The sequence below is a fragment of the Cylindrospermum stagnale PCC 7417 genome (assembly GCF_000317535.1).
In the GTDB taxonomy this organism is placed as follows: Bacteria; Cyanobacteriota; Cyanobacteriia; order Cyanobacteriales; family Nostocaceae; genus Cylindrospermum; species Cylindrospermum stagnale.
In genome coordinates this window covers 3,910,343-3,927,166 of sequence record NC_019757.1, presented here as the reverse complement: position 1 = coordinate 3,927,166, position 16,824 = coordinate 3,910,343, and the positions used below count along the sequence as shown (strand labels likewise).

Here is a 16,824-nt window from a genome sequence, read left to right as displayed (position 1 = left end):
ATTAGTTGACCACTTATTCTATAATCAGACAAACAATCATAGACCTTTCTCTGCATTGATCTAGAAGTGGAAACAATCTTGCACCATTTCAGTCTTTGAGTGAAATAAACCTGCAACAAAAATTTAGGCTTTGAATCATCATAATGAACGTATTACTTATATATCCCCTCTTTCCAAAAAGTTTTTGGTCGTTTGAAAAAACACTGGCTTTGTTAGACCGTAAGGCGATGTTACCACCTTTGGGCTTGGTGACAGTTGCGGCGATTTTACCGCAAGAATGGGACTACAAGCTAGTAGACCGGAATGTTCGTCAAATCACGGAAGCAGAATGGGCTTGGGCTGATTTGGTGATTTTGTCGGCGATGATTGTGCAAAAAGAGGATTTGCTAGACCAGATTCGGGAAGCGAAGAGTCGAGGTAAGCGTGTTGCGGTGGGTGGCCCTTATCCGACAGCGTTACCCAACGAAGTGACAGATGTGGGTGCAGATTATTTAATTTTGGATGAGGGGGAAATTACCTTACCATTATTTATGGAAGCGATCGCACGCGGTGATGCTACAGGTGTCTTTCGCTCCGGCGGTGTAAAGCCAGATGTCACAGGCACTCCGATTCCTCGCTTTGACTTGCTGGAGTTTGATGCCTATGCGGAAATGTCAGTACAATTTTCCCGTGGATGTCCCTTCCAGTGCGAGTTTTGCGACATTATCGTTCTCTACGGACGGAAACCCCGCACTAAAGCCCCAGCGCAACTGTTAGCAGAACTTGATTACCTCTACGAACTGGGTTGGCGGCGCAGTATTTTTATGGTCGATGATAACTTCATCGGTAATAAGCGCAATGTCAAACTATTTCTCAAAGAACTTCTGCCTTGGATGGTGTCACATCAATATCCCTTTTCTTTCGCGACAGAAGCTTCAGTTGATTTAGCCCAAGATCAAGAATTGATGGATTCGATGGTAGCGTGTAATTTTGGGGCGGTTTTTCTGGGGATTGAAACACCCGATGAAGAAAGTCTCGCCTTCACTCAAAAATTCCAAAATACCAGAGATTCTCTCAGTGAAGCAGTGCTGAAAATTACTCGCTCAGGATTGCGAGTTATGGCAGGTTTCATCATTGGCTTTGATGGCGAAAAGCAAGGTGCTGGGGCACGAATTGTTAAATTTGTTGAGCAAACTGCAATTCCCACCGCCTTATTTAGTATGTTGCAAGCGCTTCCTGACACAGCCCTCTGGCATCGATTGGTTAAGGAAGGACGACTCCGCAGCAAATCTGCCAACATCAACCAAACCACGTTGATGAACTTTGTCCCCACAAGACCATTAGAAGACATCGCCCAAGAATATGTGCAGGCGTTTTGGGATTTGTATGAACCATCGCGGTTTTTAGACCGCGCATACCGTCACTACCGTCTTTTGGGCGAAGCAACCTATCCCAAAAAGGGCAAAGGTGCTAAAAAACCATTGAACTTGACGGTACTCCGGGCATTGTTGGTCATCTGCTGGCGTCAGGGTGTGCTACGTGATACCCGTTGGCAATTTTGGCGCAATCTGTGGAATATGTATCGGCATAATCCTGGTGGGGTGAGTAGTTATTTAGCCGTTTGTGCCCAAATTGAGCATTTCGTGGAGTATCGCCAAATTGTCCGCGAGCAAATTGAGGCTCAAGTCGCTGAGTTTCTGAAAGCAGAAGCCGAGGTACAGCTTGAGGCGGAAAAATCTCAAGTCTTAGTTTAGGAACTTCCAAAAAAATACCCCAAATATTCCGTAGAACAGGCGTCTCGCCTGTTTGTTTTGTTTGGGGGCAGGCAAAATGCCTGCCCTACACCCGCATTATGGAACATTAACAGGTTGATGTGGCTGGAAATGCTCGTCTTGTCGAGAAGCGCTGCCGATTTCAGCAGGTCGCCTAATTTAGCTTGGTGAACATAACTAATGCCTACCCAAAAATCATACTTTGGTTTAGCAACGCCAAATAAAATATATAAACTACCCTAGTTTTTCCCGATTTATCTCTAAATTAAGAGCAACAACAACTATTGAAATATTATTGAAGGAGCATTTCAAATGACTACAGCTGTTAAAGGTTGCAATAACCTATCAAATGCATTTGTCTCGATTGTTAATGTAGAAAATCCTGCTAATAGTCGAGTTGTAAGTCCTGGAAAGGATGATCGTCTGTATGCATGGATATCACAACACAAAGAAAAACCTCTAAGTGTACACACTAAAATAGGTAGATGTATTATTTGGGATAGTGATTGGAAAATTCTGGGACAATGGGATAATGATTCATCATCATTTGTACTGGCTGAACTTAAAAGTAGTCCTAAAGATTATTTGCTAGAGATTAACTCTGAAGGTAGAATAGCAGTCTTTGCACTATAGCCAGAAAAATGGTTTCAACTGTATAGGTTTATCAGGATAATATTTGTGAGTACGATTGCCCCAAATAGAGAGATCGCTCTATTTGGGACTATCACTAACAAAGCATCGACAGCATTCTATCCCTAAAATATTTAGTCCACTTTTTGTAATTGCGCTACTCTGGGGTCAACGATTTTTTGCCCTAAACTAGAGAATTTAATCGCTACAGATAACTTGTTACCTGTGCCAAAAATATGGGTAATTTCTCCAAGTCCAAAAGTTTTATGTAAAACTCTGTCACCTACTTGCCAATTTTGTTTTGTATCTTGCTTGCTACCTGTTGCAGCAGCACCTTTAGTAAAACTGCGACTACTTTTTTGTTGATTCGTTAATAACTCTTCTGGTAGTTCGTCGAGAAATTGCGATCGCATCGCGGGTTCTCTTGAACCATATAAACGGCGTTCGCGGGCGTGTGATAAAAATAACCTTTCTTGGGCGCGAGTAATTCCCACATAACACAGGCGGCGTTCTTCTTCCAACGATGCAGGATCATTGATAGAACGGTAGTTAGGAAATAGCCCCTGTTCTAAGCCCACCAAAAAGACTACGGGAAATTCCAGCCCTTTGGAAGCGTGCAAAGTCATCAAAGATACCGCTGTTTTTCCTTCTTTTAAGTTATCCAAGTCGGAACTGAGTGCAGCACTTTGCAGGAATGCTTGCAAGCTAACCTCTTCGTTTTCTTCTTGAAATTGCAGGGCGGCGTTGTAAAGTTCCTGGACGTTTTGCACCCTATCTGTGGCTTCATCTGTGCCTTGATTCATCAAGTCTTGGACGTAACCAGAGTCTTCGATAATGCCATTTACCACCTCTGTAACAGGCATCGTGGCAATATTTCCTTGCCATTTTTTAATCATTTCGGCAAAACCATTTACGGCTTTTGTCGCCCTTCCAGCCAAGGTATTAACTGATGTTTCATCGCTCAATATTTCCCACAAGGTTGTCCCTAACTGCTGAGAGGCGTTAACTAAAGCTTCAATGGTAGTTCTGCCGATTCCTCGCCGGGGAGTATTGATAACTCGTAGTAAACTGACTGTATCCGATGGGTTGGCGACTGCACGGAGATAAGCTACGACATCTTTAATTTCTTTGCGATCGTAAAACCTCATCCCTCCGACAACAGTGTAAGGAATTTGATATTTAACTAATAAATCTTCAAAAGGGCGAGATTGAGCGTTAGTGCGATAAAGTATAGCAAAACTACCCCAGTTTATTTCTGGATTTTGATATTCTAAAGTCCGAATTTGATTGATAACAAAATCGGCTTCGTCCATTTCATTATCTGCTTTATGAAAATAAATTTTCTCACCAGCCCCCCGCGTCGGTTTGAGGACTTTATCAATCCGTTGGGTGTTATTTTCAATTAATTCATTAGCAGCTTCGAGAATGTTTTCACAAGAACGATAATTCTCCTCAAGCTTCACCATTGTCCGGGTGTCATCATCCTCCAAACCATCACCAAAATCTTGCTGAAATTCTAGCAAAATGGTGAAATCTGCCATTCTAAAGCTGTAAATCGACTGGTCAGCATCGCCTACGACAAAAACCGAGCGATTCTGCCATTTCCAGGCACTCTTACTGTCTTCGCCATTTGTTACTAATAGGCGGATTAAGTCGTATTGAGTGCGGTTAGTATCTTGATATTCATCAACTAAAATATGGCAGAATTTCCGATGCCAGTAATCTAGAACTTGCTCATTTTGTTGAAATAATCTGGTAGGAGTTAGAATCAAATCATCAAAATCAAGGGCGTTATTTTCTGCTAGCCTATCCTGATAGGAATTATAGACTTGGGCAATTACTCTACCGCGATAATTTGGTTGTTCTATCTCGAATTGCTGGGGTGATAAGCCCTGGTTTTTAGCGTTACTAATAGCGTAGCGGACGGAACGAGCATCAAATTTTTTATCGTCGAGGTTTAGCTGTTTAGTGACGATATCTTTAATCAAAGTTTGAACGTCAGATTCATCGAAGATGGAGAAATTACGATTCCAGCGGCGTCCTTTTTCATCTTGATATTTTTCGATATCAAAACGAAGGATGCGAGAAAAAAGGCTGTGGAAGGTGCCACACCACATATTTTTGATGGTGTTTTTGTAAACTTGCGATCGCAACTGAGTTTGCTGGTATTCTGTCAACAAATCCAACCGCTGACCGTGTTGTGACATCGCCAACTGTTCAGCAAATAGCCTTTGAATCCGTTCTTTCATCTCCCGCGCGGCTTTGTTGGTGAAGGTAACCGCCAGGATATTCTCCGGATCTACCCGGTTTTTCAGAATCAGGTTAGCAATCCGATAAGTTAGCGCCCGGGTTTTACCGGAACCTGCGCCAGCAACAACTAGCAACGGGCCGCAGTAGTGTTCGACGGCTTGACGTTGGCTAGGGTTAAGGTGGCTGAGAAAGTCAATGGTTGTGGTCATGGATAGCCAATGCGACTGGAAAAAGAATCGCTTCTGTTGAGAGTATTGCAATCAACACATATCATTCTAAGTTAATTGAAATCGAGATTTTCCAAAACGGTCAATTAGTTTCTCACCCGGAAACAGATAATACTCAGCGCCAACTTCCGTTTCTGAAATCACGCAAACAGCTAGTTTGCACCCTCCCACCCGAATCAATTAGTCTAGAAATAACATCCTTCAGCAGTGGATAAAATCATGGTTGAGCAACTTTTAATCAATGTTGATGATTACGATGTGCCAGATGCCAACCTGCTAGTCACCGAAGATGATACGCCTGTAGATAATCTCCCATCTGAAAAACAACAACGCCTCTTGGTTGGCTCTCTTTACAGTTCTTTACAAAACCAAACTTTTCTCGCAGCGGCCAATGTCGGCATTTACTATACTTACGGCGAACCTGCTATTGTCCCCGATGTATTTATTAGCTTTGATGTCCAAGTACCTGAAAATTGGTGGGAAAAGCAAAACCGTTGTTACCTAGTTTGGAAGTTTGGTAAAACTCCCGAAATCGTGGTTGAAATTGTCTCTAATAAAGAAGGTGAAGAACTGGAGAGAAAACTCAGAATTTATGAGCAAATGCGGGTGAGCTACTACATTGTATATGATCCAAATCACCAATTGGGAGAACAAATTTTACGTGTTTATCAACTCAGCGGAAGATATTATTTTGAAACTCAAGAAACTTGGTTAGAACAAGTTGGTTTAGGTGTAACTTTGTGGGAAGGACAATTTGAAGGTAGGCATGATACTTGGTTGCGCTGGTGCTATCAAGATGGTGCTGTTTTACCAACTGGTGACGAACGTGCTGATCAAGAAAAACTAGAAAAGGAGGTAGCAGAACAACGTGCCCAACAAGCAGAACAACGCTCTCAACAAGCAGAACAACGCTCTCAACAAGCAGAACAACGTGCCCAATTACTAGCAGAAAGGCTTAGGGCGTTAGGTGTAGATCCTGATACTCTGTAAAGTATTTTCAGGAATTTACCCTACTTTGTAATAGAGGCGTTTTATATAACGTCTCTACACATCTGTTAAAAACTCATTTATTCGCCGCCAAACTTGCTCTAATAAATCAGGACTATCGGCATCAAACCATTCAATTTGTGAATATGGTCTAAACCAAGTGCGTTGTCGCTTGGCAAATTGCCGCGTATGCAAAATTATTAATTCTTTCGCCTCCTCTTGGGAGATATCCCCAGCCAAATATTGCTTAATTTCTTGATATCCTAAAGTATTTAATAAAGGCAAATCAGCGCCATATTTTTGACATAAATACTCCACTTCAGCCACCAAGCCATCTGCTATCATTTGCTGAGTGCGTTTGTAAATGCGATCGCCTAACTTTTCGACATCACACTCTAAGCCAATTTGCAAAATCGGGTAATTCGGGGGATTCTCTCCTTGCTGTGCGGAAATCGGCATCCCAGTGACGTAATATACTTCTAGTGCTCTTAAAGTCCGCACCGAGTCATGAGCGTGAATTTTTTGTGTCGCTACTGGATCAACTTGTTGTAACATCGCATAAAGTTGAGTTTGACCGAGAGATTCAAGTTGCGATCGCAATTCTGGTTGTGGTGCCACCCTCGGAATCTTCATCCCTTGGACAATAGAACGGATATATAAACCAGTACCACCAACTAACAACAGTGGCGAAACTCCACTAGAAGTCATCAAGGCTTGTACTTGCTCCTGATAATCTGCTACCGTCATCATGCTAGTTGGTTCACAGATATCTATTAAATAGTGCGGTACCAAGTTTCGTTCAGCCACAGTTGGTTTAGCCGTACCAATATCAAACTCACGGTAAACTTGACGGGAATCAGCACTCAAAATTATAGAATCTAACCGCATAGCCACCAACATAGCTAAACCTGACTTACCCGTCGCCGTCGCCCCACAAATCACAATCAATTTAGTCATTAGTCATTAGTCATTTGTCAACAGTTCATCTTGATTTTCTCTAGTACTGCAACCCTAGTATAAACTTCTCTCTAAATTGGTCTACAGACGCCAACAAGGCTTTTGTGTTAGAATTTTGGAGTGATTTTACTTTTTTAGCCTTTAGGCGAGTTCAAACCCACACATCAGGAGAATTTTCATGACGAGCAGTTACAGTGCCGATCAGATTCAAGTTCTGGAAGGTCTGGAAGCCGTCCGTAAACGACCAGGGATGTACATCGGTACCACAGGGCCCCGAGGACTCCACCATTTAGTTTACGAGGTGGTGGACAACTCTGTTGATGAGGCTTTAGCCGGTCATTGTACCCATGTGGAGGTGGATATCAACGCCGATGGTTCCGTGACTGTAACAGATGATGGTCGGGGTATTCCTACCGACATTCACCCAAAAACCGGAAAATCGGCTTTAGAAACTGTGTTGACCGTATTGCACGCCGGTGGTAAGTTTGGCGGCGGCGGCTACAAAGTGTCTGGAGGATTGCACGGGGTGGGGATTTCCGTTGTTAATGCTTTGTCTGAGTTCGTGGAAGTTACGGTTTGGCGAGAAAAAAAGGTATTTACCCAGCGTTATGAACGGGGTGCAGCTGTAACTGAACTGCAAGCAAAGTCTTACAAAGAAGCCAGAACGGGAACTTCAGTCACCTTCAAGCCAGACACGCAAATCTTTACCACCAGTATCGAATTTGATTACATCACTTTATCAGGTCGCTTGCGGGAGTTAGCATATCTCAATGCAGGCGTCAAAATTACCTTTACCGACCATCGTCTAGAATTACTAAAAAGCGATACAGCTAAAGTAGAAACCTACGAATACAAAGGCGGTATTAAAGAATATATTGCCTACATGAATCGTGAGAAACTACCCCTACATGAAGAAATTATTTATGTGCAGGGGGAACGTAACAACGTTCAAATCGAAGTTTCCTTGCAGTGGTGTACTGATGCTTACACAGACAATGTGCTGGGCTTTGCCAATAATATTCGCACCGTTGATGGTGGTACGCACTTAGAGGGTTTAAAAGCGGTTTTGACTCGCACCTTAAATGCGATCGCCCGCAAGCGCAATAAAATCAAAGAAAATGAACCTAACCTCAGCGGTGAACACGTCCGCGAAGGTTTAACAGCAGTCATTTCCGTCAAAGTCCCCGATCCTGAATTTGAAGGACAAACCAAAACCAAACTCGGTAACACCGAAGTCCGGGGGATTGTCGATTCTCTGGTGGGAGAAGTCCTCACCGAATATCTAGAATTTCGCCCTGGTGTTGCTGATTCTATTTTAGATAAAGCGATTCAAGCCTTTAAGGCCGCAGAAGCAGCCCGTCATGCGCGGGAGTTGGTGCGGCGGAAATCGGTGCTAGAATCTTCCCCATTACCTGGTAAATTGGCAGATTGCAGTACTCGTGACCCTAGCGAATCGGAAATCTACATTGTGGAAGGGGATTCAGCGGGTGGGAGTGCGAAACAAGGACGCGATCGCCGCACGCAAGCAATTCTCCCCCTGCGCGGTAAAATTCTCAACATCGAGAAAACCGACGACGCCAAAATCTACAAAAACAACGAAATTCAAGCTTTAATTACAGCCCTCGGTTTAGGAGTTAAGGGTGATGAATTTGACGCTGCCCAACTGCGTTATCACCGCATAGTCATCATGACTGACGCTGACGTAGACGGGGCGCACATCCGTACACTCCTGTTAACTTTCTTTTATCGCTATCAACGAGCACTGATCGAACAAGGCTTCATTTACATTGCTTGTCCGCCACTATTTAAAGTAGAACGAGGACGCAGTGATCCAAAGTATTGTTATAGCGATCGCGAACTGCAACAGCACATCGCCACATTTCCCAGCAACGCCAACTACAACATCCAGCGCTTTAAAGGCTTGGGTGAAATGATGCCAGCCCAACTCTGGACAACTACAATGAACCCAGAAACCCGCACCCTCAAACAAGTAGAAATTGAGGATGCAGCTGAAGCCGATCGCATCTTCACAATTTTAATGGGCGATCGAGTCGCACCCAGACGTGAATTCATTGAAACCTACGGTTCTAAACTCAACCTCACAGATCTAGATATCTAAATAGCAATTACCTCAACTATCCAAATCATCTTTGATCTGGGTTATTAGTAATGGGCAGTAGGCGAAAACCTATTGCCCATTACTTTTTTAGCGTTGCGGCATTCCCATTGTTGCATCTATGCAAACCAGAACATGAACATGTGACAAAGCACCTCCTTTGGCGGATGCAAAATTAGGTAAACACCTCCTCCGGGTGCTTTACGCCATCGCTGGAAAGCAGACGTAGCCTATTGCTCAGTCTGCTACGCAAAATTATTTAGTACAAATAGCACATATATAAAACTCCCACACAGGCATAGTTAACTGAAACCGCCGTGATTAGGTGTATCTAAATCTATACAGGGTGACATTTATTGTCTTATTAATGCTTCCTCTGGTCAGCAACCTGATACTCTCCACAGGGAAATCACCCGGCAACTACGGACTGTCACAATCATGCTATAAACATGATAGGTTCCTCCCTTAGCATCTATTTTAGAAAAATCGTTTCTTGTCAAGAAACTTATAACAAGAAGTAATTGATTATCGGCTGATTAATTTTGTCCGCAAGCAAGAATTGCATTTGTTATGCTTGAAGAGCAAAGCTCAATATAATCTGCCAAGCAGCATTTGGTAAGTATATTGAGAACTTTTAATTACCACGTAACGACCCAGGAATAGAGGTCGTAAGCTTTTTCAGCCCACACTCTAGTTGGCGGTTGGCCCTGCTTACGCCTCTTGACAGACTAGATTAACAGTAACTGTTCAAGTCTTCCCTAGAGATGCTCCCACCAGTCTGAGCTTCTCTAGAACTAGGGGATTAATCAGATAAATCTGTAGTCACGGCTATTATTTTGCATTTATCTGATGCACTTTTGCCATAACTCGTGAAAATCATTGAGCATCTCGAATGTCAAATTTTTTCTCGACTGTTTAAAATATCCTTGTATACAATAAGAACAGTTTGTCAAGTTTCATAAGGTTGAAATCTCAGCAGTGCGCTAATGTGTGAATAAGACCGAATTAGTTAAATCTAAATTCATCTGCCATCGGCTTGATTCAGCCACAGCCTCAACTCCTAAGTGAAGGTTATTGGTGTGTATAAGGTTAAGTGCTTGAACGCAAGCACCGCCACTGTTCCAAAATTGCTGTATTTACAGGGCGGGAAGCCCCGCTTTGCTCTCTGAACTGAGTCATTTATGAAGGAAAAGCCAAAATGGGTGCATTAATGCTGCTTAAGAAAGCGAACAACAAACGCGCTGTTCTAGGTAAATATTGTTGTATATAATACCTTGAATTCCTTAAGAGCAAGTGCACTTACCTTTTCATCTAATGAGAATGCCACTGCAAAACTAAAAAGTTTTAGCAAAGATTTCAGGGTACAACTACCGTTTTTAATGTCTTTTTGATAAAAGTGGCATCACCTTGGTTAACGGTCTCATGATTAACACACAAAAAGAGTGCAATTTCTGTGAAACAGGCTACAATCGGAGCAGTCTTTACAGAGAAATCTGCCAGCAGTCATATTCGTTTGTCTGGAGTGGTGAATTTCTTGATCAAGACGAGTCTTTTTTTAGACCATTAGTTAGAACTTGTCTGCGACTGCAACACGTATGACCTTTACTTTCGTAGTGCAAGTCACATTCAGTCATGACTGCCACTAAAGTAAAAAACTCCGCCTCCTAGAGGCGCAATGAAAGCCGAAAATATCTGAGGCAAATCAGCCAAAACTCTATTTTCGGTTAACAATTAGCTCGATAAAAAGAGCCGTAAACACATCTTGAGTAATTGATTCTGCAAGGAGCATGAGGAACGCGGCATGAACCAGGCTAACAACGTACTCGAAAGCATATATCAGCCTGACCTAGAAATAATGAATCAGCCTGAGCTCGAGTTAGAAGAACTCTTAATCGACGATGAAGAGGACTTGCTGATCACGGATGACGGCGAAATTGATGAGTTTTTAGAGCCTCAGTCTGATGAGGACGACGCAAAGTCTGGAAAAGCCGCTAAATCGCGTCGTCGGACACAAAGTAAGAAAAAGCATTACACCGAAGATTCAATTCGCCTGTACTTGCAAGAAATCGGGCGGATTCGTCTATTGCGAGCGGACGAAGAAATTGAACTGGCGCGGAAAATAGCCGACTTGCTGGAATTGGAGCGGGTAAGGGAAAGGCTTTCAGAGCGGCTGGAGCGCGACCCTAAAGACAGTGAATGGGCAGCAGAAGTACAATTGCCATTACCTGCCTTTCGTTACCGCCTGCATGTTGGACGCAGGGCGAAAGACAAAATGGTACAATCTAACCTGCGCCTTGTGGTTTCAATTGCCAAGAAATATATGAATCGTGGTTTATCCTTCCAAGACTTAATTCAGGAAGGTAGTCTCGGTCTAATTCGCGCAGCTGAAAAGTTTGACCACGAAAAAGGTTATAAGTTCTCTACTTATGCTACCTGGTGGATTCGTCAGGCTATTACCAGGGCGATCGCTGATCAATCACGCACAATTCGCCTTCCGGTTCACCTTTACGAAACCATCTCGCGGATTAAGAAAACCACCAAACTACTGTCTCAAGAAATGGGTCGTAAACCCACCGAAGAAGAAATCGCTACCCGCATGGAAATGACCATCGAGAAGTTGCGGTTTATCGCTAAATCCGCCCAGTTACCAATTTCACTAGAAACGCCCATCGGTAAAGAAGAAGATTCTCGATTGGGCGATTTTATTGAATCCGATGGTGAAACGCCAGAAGACCAAGTTTCTAAAAATCTCCTGCGTGAAGACCTCGAAAAAGTCCTCGACAGTCTCAGCCCCCGCGAACGGGATGTTCTCAGACTGCGCTACGGCTTAGATGATGGTCGGATGAAAACCCTTGAGGAAATCGGCCAGATTTTCAACGTTACCCGCGAACGGATTCGTCAAATTGAGGCGAAGGCACTCCGCAAATTACGCCACCCGAACCGCAACAGCGTCCTTAAGGAATATATTCGGTAGTCATTAGTCATTAGCCATTAGTCATTAGTTTAAAGCTGATGACTAATGGCCATTAACAAATAAAAAACCTGGCAGTTAATCAAGAATGCCAGGTTTTTTTGTTTATGAATAATATGAGATTTCAAAATTTACAGAATACCCCAAAAGTGTAGGAAGCCTTGACCGGAAGCAAGCTCAATCAAAGCGGCTGCTAAAAAGCCGATCATTGCCAAGCGACCATTCCAAATTTCTGCTTGTGGGGTGAAACCCCAGCGCCAGGCGTTGCGGTCTTCAGCTACGGGAGTATTAGTGATAGTTTTTGTTGCATTAGTCATGGTTCGCACTCCAAATTATATTTACTAAGCTTTGTTGCCTTATGTAAACTAATATAACAAAGATTTTCATGAATGCAACATTTATTAACTTATATTGTGGATGCTTTATATTTTTAGTTTTTATTCAAACATCTTATATACAGCAGATTGCAGGTAAATGAGGTACAAATATGAATGATGAAACTCTTGTAGGGTAGGCATCTTGCCTGCCATTGTGTACCTCGCTCGGATGAAATGTGCTGTAAGTAAATTACTTAAAAAATTTACTGGATAAACCCGTTTTCACCTAATTAGCTTTGTCAATATGTACTAATCGTTACAAAATATTAAACTCTGTTTGTAGAAAAATCTTTTTAATTTATATCTATCTATAGATAGATCAAATTTTGCAGTCAAATAGGCATCTCTCAAAGCCTGTTGTGACTGGAGATGAAATTTACAACCCATGAGGATTTTCCCAATGAAAAGGATGATCATTGCCTTCTTAATGATGCTGTCTTTATTCTTTTCCCTAGGACAAGAACAAGCATTAGCTGAAGATTGTATCAAAACAATCAACCAGGGTGCGGCTACCGTACCTCTTGGTCTTTATGAACAATCGTGCCCTACAATAACTTTTTCAAGTGGCGTAATCACAAAAGATGTCAAATACAACTGCTGTGGGCCATCTGTCACTATCCGCATCAACGGAAATGATTGGCAAAATCTGATTGGTCAAGGAAAGCTTGATGGACTCAGATATGAAAAGTTTGAGAACTCAAGCAACACTTACACTTTGACCTTTAGAAAGGTTGTAGGTACTACACCCCAAAGTATCGCCGGTGAAGATTTCTTCAAATAAGCCAGTTGAACAACTATTTTTAAACTTGATTTTTTAGGGACACAACATTGTGTCCCTAGTTTTTTGACTCAGACTCGATTCCTTGCAAGGAACCTTGATTCACCAGATCCGCTACTTTCTCAATCCAGCCAGCTTTATTAACTTGATAAAGCAATTCAGTGATGATAATTGCTGTTCGTCGCTTGCTTTCCCTAGTTGCGGGAATCTCTCCCAGATTGGCAACTCCCCGCAGTATAATTCCACATGATCAGACTAAATTTTGCTGTTTAACTTTAAACTTATGTATTTAATGTAAACATATATTAATATGTGTACGTAGAAAAATATTACGGTTTATATCTACTTTTGTAAGTAAATTCTCAAGAATTTTATTCATCATGGACATTCACTTCAAGAGAAAATTGAGCCAATTGCTCTGTTTAGCTACTTGTGTACTGTCTTTAGTTTTTTTTAATGGTGGTAGAGCCTATGCAGCCCCATCTGCAAATGAAGTAGCTTTCTTCACAGCGACGAACTTTGGTGGTAGCGAACACACATATAACCTTGGTGACAAGGTTGATCTTTACAAAACTGATCCATCCCTCAACGACCAATTCAAATCTGTGAAGATCGGCAGTAGTGATATCAAAGTATTAGCTTGGCAGGATGATGGCTTTCATGGTGCTTTTGAGGAGTACCGCGAAGATACCCCAAGTATTAATATTGCTCTGACTTCCTTTCATGTAGTAACTAACGGTCTCAGTCCCAGCTTCAAGTTTTTTGATGCCACTAATAGCTCATCTCAGTACTGTCTCACGGTTAAAGCCTATGAGTACGGTGACGTGGTTGACTGCTCCAAGGATGGGGAAGATGTATTTCAGGTAATTGGTACTCTAGATAAAAATAGACCTGAACCATTGACAACTGCCATTTATCTACGTAACCAAAGTACTGGAAGTTACGAAACTACAGGGTCGATCTATTTCACCTACAGTGCCGATAAAACTCATGTAGTAGTAGCAAATGATGATGAATTTCCAGCAGGGATGACCTATGAGCCTGTAGGCAATGACCAATTCATTTTTAAGTGGAATGGTTTGCCTTAAGAATACAGCGGTTTTTTGCTCTGTTAAATAAACTCTGTAGGGACACAACAATGTTGTGTCCCTAATTTTTTTTACACTCGCACTTCCACGACTGAGATAATTTTCTCATCGCGGCTGAGTTGGAGGATGCTTTCACCTTTAACATCCCTACCCAAAATCGGCACTGTGTCTACAGGGATTCGCACGACGCGCTCTTTATTTGTCAGCAGTGCTACTTCTGTTCCTGGGGTGGCGCGTACCATAGCAGCTAAGTTGTCAGTTTTGTTGGCAAATTTCAGAGATTGTGTACCTAAATCACCGCGATTAGCTGCTTTTAACTGATTTGCCGGCATCCGCTTGGCAGATCCTTCTTGAGTAACTAGCAATAACTGGTCATCTTTGCCGACAGCGACACAACCAACCATTTGCTGATTTTTCAATAGGCGAAATGCCTGTAATCCCATAGCTGCGCGACCCATTACGGGCAATTGTTCGTCATTTACTGCAAATCGCAATAAGCGACCGCCGGAACTGGCTAAAATTAGATGTTGCCCTGTGGTGGTGAATTGGGTAAATGACAATTCATCATCGTCTTTGAGCTTCAAAATTGTAATTCCGCGCCGAGTTAGGTTGGTGAATTCTCCCATTGACAGGCGCTTAATTCGTCCCTGTTTGGTTAAGAGAACCATTTGGTCAGTTTCGGGATTTTCTAATAAAAAGCGGCTAACAACACTTTCTACATGGCCTTGAGCAGTAGTGGTGAGCATGGTGATTAGTGGTGTTCCCCGTGGAGAACGTCCTGTTGTGGCGGGAATGTCTCCTACCCTGACAGGATAAACTTTGCCGCTACTGTTGAGGATCAGCAAATCTTTTTCGGTGTCGGTTAACTCGGTTTGGATAATGAAGTCGTTTTCATGCAAGCCATTTTCCGTTTTCGGCTTTTTAGCTGTCGGTTGAATGCGACGTACATACCCTCGCTGGGTAAATTCTAAAGCTGCTTCTTCTGGTGGCTGTTCTGGTTTGAGGTTTGGGATTTGGGATTTGGGATTGTCCTCGTCTTCTACTGCTCCTTGTCCCCTTGTCTCCTTGTCCTCTTTTACTGGTGTTTCGCTAGTAGGCATCAGCTTGGTACGTCGGGAGTCGCTGTATTTGCGTTTGAGCGATCGCAAATCCTTTTTCAGTGCTTTCAGTAATTCCCGTCTGTCATCGAGTAATTTCCGCAATAAGGTAATTTGCTCAGTTAGTTGGGCAAATTCCTGCTGTAAGTTTTGCTGTTCTAAACTGGTGAGGCGGCGTAATGGCATCGACAGGATGCCATCGGCTTGTCCCTCGCTCAAATCTAGTCGGCTACAAAGGTTAATTTTAGCTGTACTGCCATCGGCAGCTTGGCGCAAAATTTCGATTACCTGATCTAAGTTAGATAAGGCTTTGAGCAAACCTGATACCAGATTCACCCGGTTTTCCGCTTTTTCTAATTCGTAATTGTAACGACGGTTGAGAGTCTGTTCGCGGTAGCTCAAAAATTCCTGCAATATTTGACGCAAGCTCAACTGGCGGGGTTGTCCATCCACCAAGGCTAAGAGAATTGCGCCAAAAGTCGTTTGTAAGGCGGTTTGGTGATACAAATGTTGGAGAATTTCTTGGGGGCTGGTGTCGCGTTTGAGTTCAATTACTACCCGCATCCCTTCGCGATCGCTTTCATCCCGCAAATCAGAGATTCCTTGCAAGCGTCCTTGATTCACCAGATCTGCTACTTTTTCAATCCAGCCAGCTTTATTCACTTGATAAGGCAATTCAGTGATGATAATTGCCGTTCGTCGCTTACTTCCCCTAGTTGCGGGAATCTCTTCTAGGTTGGCAACTCCCCGCAGCACAATTCCACCCTTACCGGTGGTGTATGCTTCGCGAATTCCCGTTCCACTAACAATTTCTCCCCCAGTGGGAAAGTCTGGCCCAGGAATTAGCTCAAATAATTTTTCATCAGTCAATTCTGGGTTGTCAATTAAGGCAATCAACCCATCAACGATTTCTCCCAAGTTGTGCGGCGGAATATTTGTTGCCATCCCCACGGCAATACCAGCACAGCCATTGAGCAACAGAAATGGTAATTGAGCAGGTAGTACTGTTGGCTCTTGCTGGGAATTATCGAAGTTACCGATAAATTCCACGGTTTCTTCGCCAATTTCCGCTAGCATCCCCTCGTGGCTAATGGGTGAGAGGCGCGTTTCTGTGTAGCGCATCGCCGCTGGTGGGTCATTATCAACGCTACCAAAGTTGCCATGTCCTGCTAATAAAGGATAGCGGCTGGAAAATTCCTGCACCAGCCTAACTAAAGCATCGTACACTGCTTGGTCACCGTGGGGGTGGTACTTACCTAGCACATCCCCCACTACACGGGCACATTTCCGATAGGGTCTGTCGGGTACTAGACCGAGTTCGTGCATGGCATACAAAATCCGCCGATGCACCGGTTTTAAGCCATCACGTACGTCTGGTAACGCTCGCCCAACAATCACACTCATGGCATATTCGAGGTAAGACCGTTGCATCTCAGTGTGCAGGGCTGTTGTGATGACCTGTCCCGTGGAGAGAAGGTTTAACTGTTTTGCCATGAGCTTTTTCCCTGAATTTTAACTACACAAAAGTCGCTGGAACTTAACACTCTAGCAACCACAGCATAACGGATGAAATGGGATTCCTAACAAAATCTTGC

At 43.1% G+C, this 16,824-nt stretch carries 11 protein-coding genes; 7 read left to right on the top strand and 4 right to left on the bottom strand.

Annotated features, from left to right (window positions below):
• Nucleotides 1-143: 143 nt before the first annotated feature.
• Together CYLST_RS16370 and CYLST_RS16365 are read left to right on the top strand one after the other, a co-directional pair.
• Complete coding sequence (locus tag CYLST_RS16370; protein ID WP_015208841.1) at nucleotides 144-1,733, top strand: B12-binding domain-containing radical SAM protein; 1,590 nt, start codon at nucleotides 144-146, stop codon at nucleotides 1,731-1,733.
• A gap of 330 nt (nucleotides 1,734-2,063) precedes the next feature.
• Nucleotides 2,064-2,384: a hypothetical protein gene (locus tag CYLST_RS16365; RefSeq protein WP_015208840.1), complete on the top strand. Its 321-nt coding sequence runs from the start codon at nucleotides 2,064-2,066 to the stop codon at nucleotides 2,382-2,384.
• Between the two features lie 131 nt (nucleotides 2,385-2,515).
• Here the strand turns inward: CYLST_RS16365 and pcrA are convergent, their stop codons facing one another.
• The gene (gene pcrA / locus CYLST_RS16360; RefSeq protein ID WP_015208839.1) at nucleotides 2,516-4,840 is read right to left on the bottom strand and encodes a DNA helicase PcrA; all 2,325 of its coding nucleotides are present in this window, start codon (nucleotides 4,838-4,840) and stop codon (nucleotides 2,516-2,518) included.
• A gap of 237 nt (nucleotides 4,841-5,077) precedes the next feature.
• On the opposite strand from pcrA, the gene CYLST_RS16350 reads away from it, so the two are divergent.
• Nucleotides 5,078-5,848, top strand: coding sequence for a Uma2 family endonuclease (locus tag CYLST_RS16350; protein ID WP_015208838.1), 771 nt, complete (start codon nucleotides 5,078-5,080; stop codon nucleotides 5,846-5,848).
• Between the two features lie 54 nt (nucleotides 5,849-5,902).
• Here CYLST_RS16350 and miaA read toward each other — a convergent pair whose 3' ends face one another.
• Nucleotides 5,903-6,802: a tRNA (adenosine(37)-N6)-dimethylallyltransferase MiaA gene (miaA, locus tag CYLST_RS16345; protein ID WP_015208837.1), complete on the bottom strand. Its 900-nt coding sequence runs from the start codon at nucleotides 6,800-6,802 to the stop codon at nucleotides 5,903-5,905.
• Between the two features lie 178 nt (nucleotides 6,803-6,980).
• Here miaA and gyrB point away from each other — a divergent pair, with 178 nt between their 5' ends.
• Both gyrB and rpoD read left to right on the top strand, forming a co-directional pair.
• On the top strand, nucleotides 6,981-8,921 hold the full coding sequence (gene gyrB, locus CYLST_RS16340) for a DNA topoisomerase (ATP-hydrolyzing) subunit B (RefSeq protein WP_015208836.1): 1,941 nt from the start codon (nucleotides 6,981-6,983) through the stop codon (nucleotides 8,919-8,921).
• A gap of 1,798 nt (nucleotides 8,922-10,719) precedes the next feature.
• Nucleotides 10,720-11,892, top strand: a complete 1,173-nt coding sequence (gene rpoD, locus CYLST_RS16335) for an RNA polymerase sigma factor RpoD (RefSeq protein WP_015208835.1) — start codon at nucleotides 10,720-10,722, stop codon at nucleotides 11,890-11,892.
• Between the two features lie 128 nt (nucleotides 11,893-12,020).
• Here rpoD and CYLST_RS16330 read toward each other — a convergent pair whose 3' ends face one another.
• Nucleotides 12,021-12,206: a chlorophyll a/b-binding protein gene (locus CYLST_RS16330; RefSeq protein ID WP_015208834.1), complete on the bottom strand. Its 186-nt coding sequence runs from the start codon at nucleotides 12,204-12,206 to the stop codon at nucleotides 12,021-12,023.
• A gap of 460 nt (nucleotides 12,207-12,666) precedes the next feature.
• Between CYLST_RS16330 and CYLST_RS16325 the strand changes: the two genes are divergently transcribed.
• A complete protein-coding gene (locus CYLST_RS16325) occupies nucleotides 12,667-13,047 on the top strand; it encodes a hypothetical protein (protein WP_015208833.1) in 381 nt (126 codons plus the stop codon).
• Nucleotides 13,048-13,424: 377 nt separating this feature from the next.
• Nucleotides 13,425-14,132, top strand: a complete 708-nt coding sequence (locus tag CYLST_RS16320; protein ID WP_015208832.1) for a beta/gamma crystallin domain-containing protein — start codon at nucleotides 13,425-13,427, stop codon at nucleotides 14,130-14,132.
• 71 nt (nucleotides 14,133-14,203) lie between these two features.
• Here CYLST_RS16320 and gyrA read toward each other — a convergent pair whose 3' ends face one another.
• Nucleotides 14,204-16,723 (bottom strand): DNA topoisomerase (ATP-hydrolyzing) subunit A, encoded by a 2,520-nt coding sequence (gene gyrA / locus CYLST_RS16315; RefSeq protein WP_015208831.1) that lies wholly within the window; start codon nucleotides 16,721-16,723, stop codon nucleotides 14,204-14,206.
• Nucleotides 16,724-16,824: the final 101 nt, after the last annotated feature.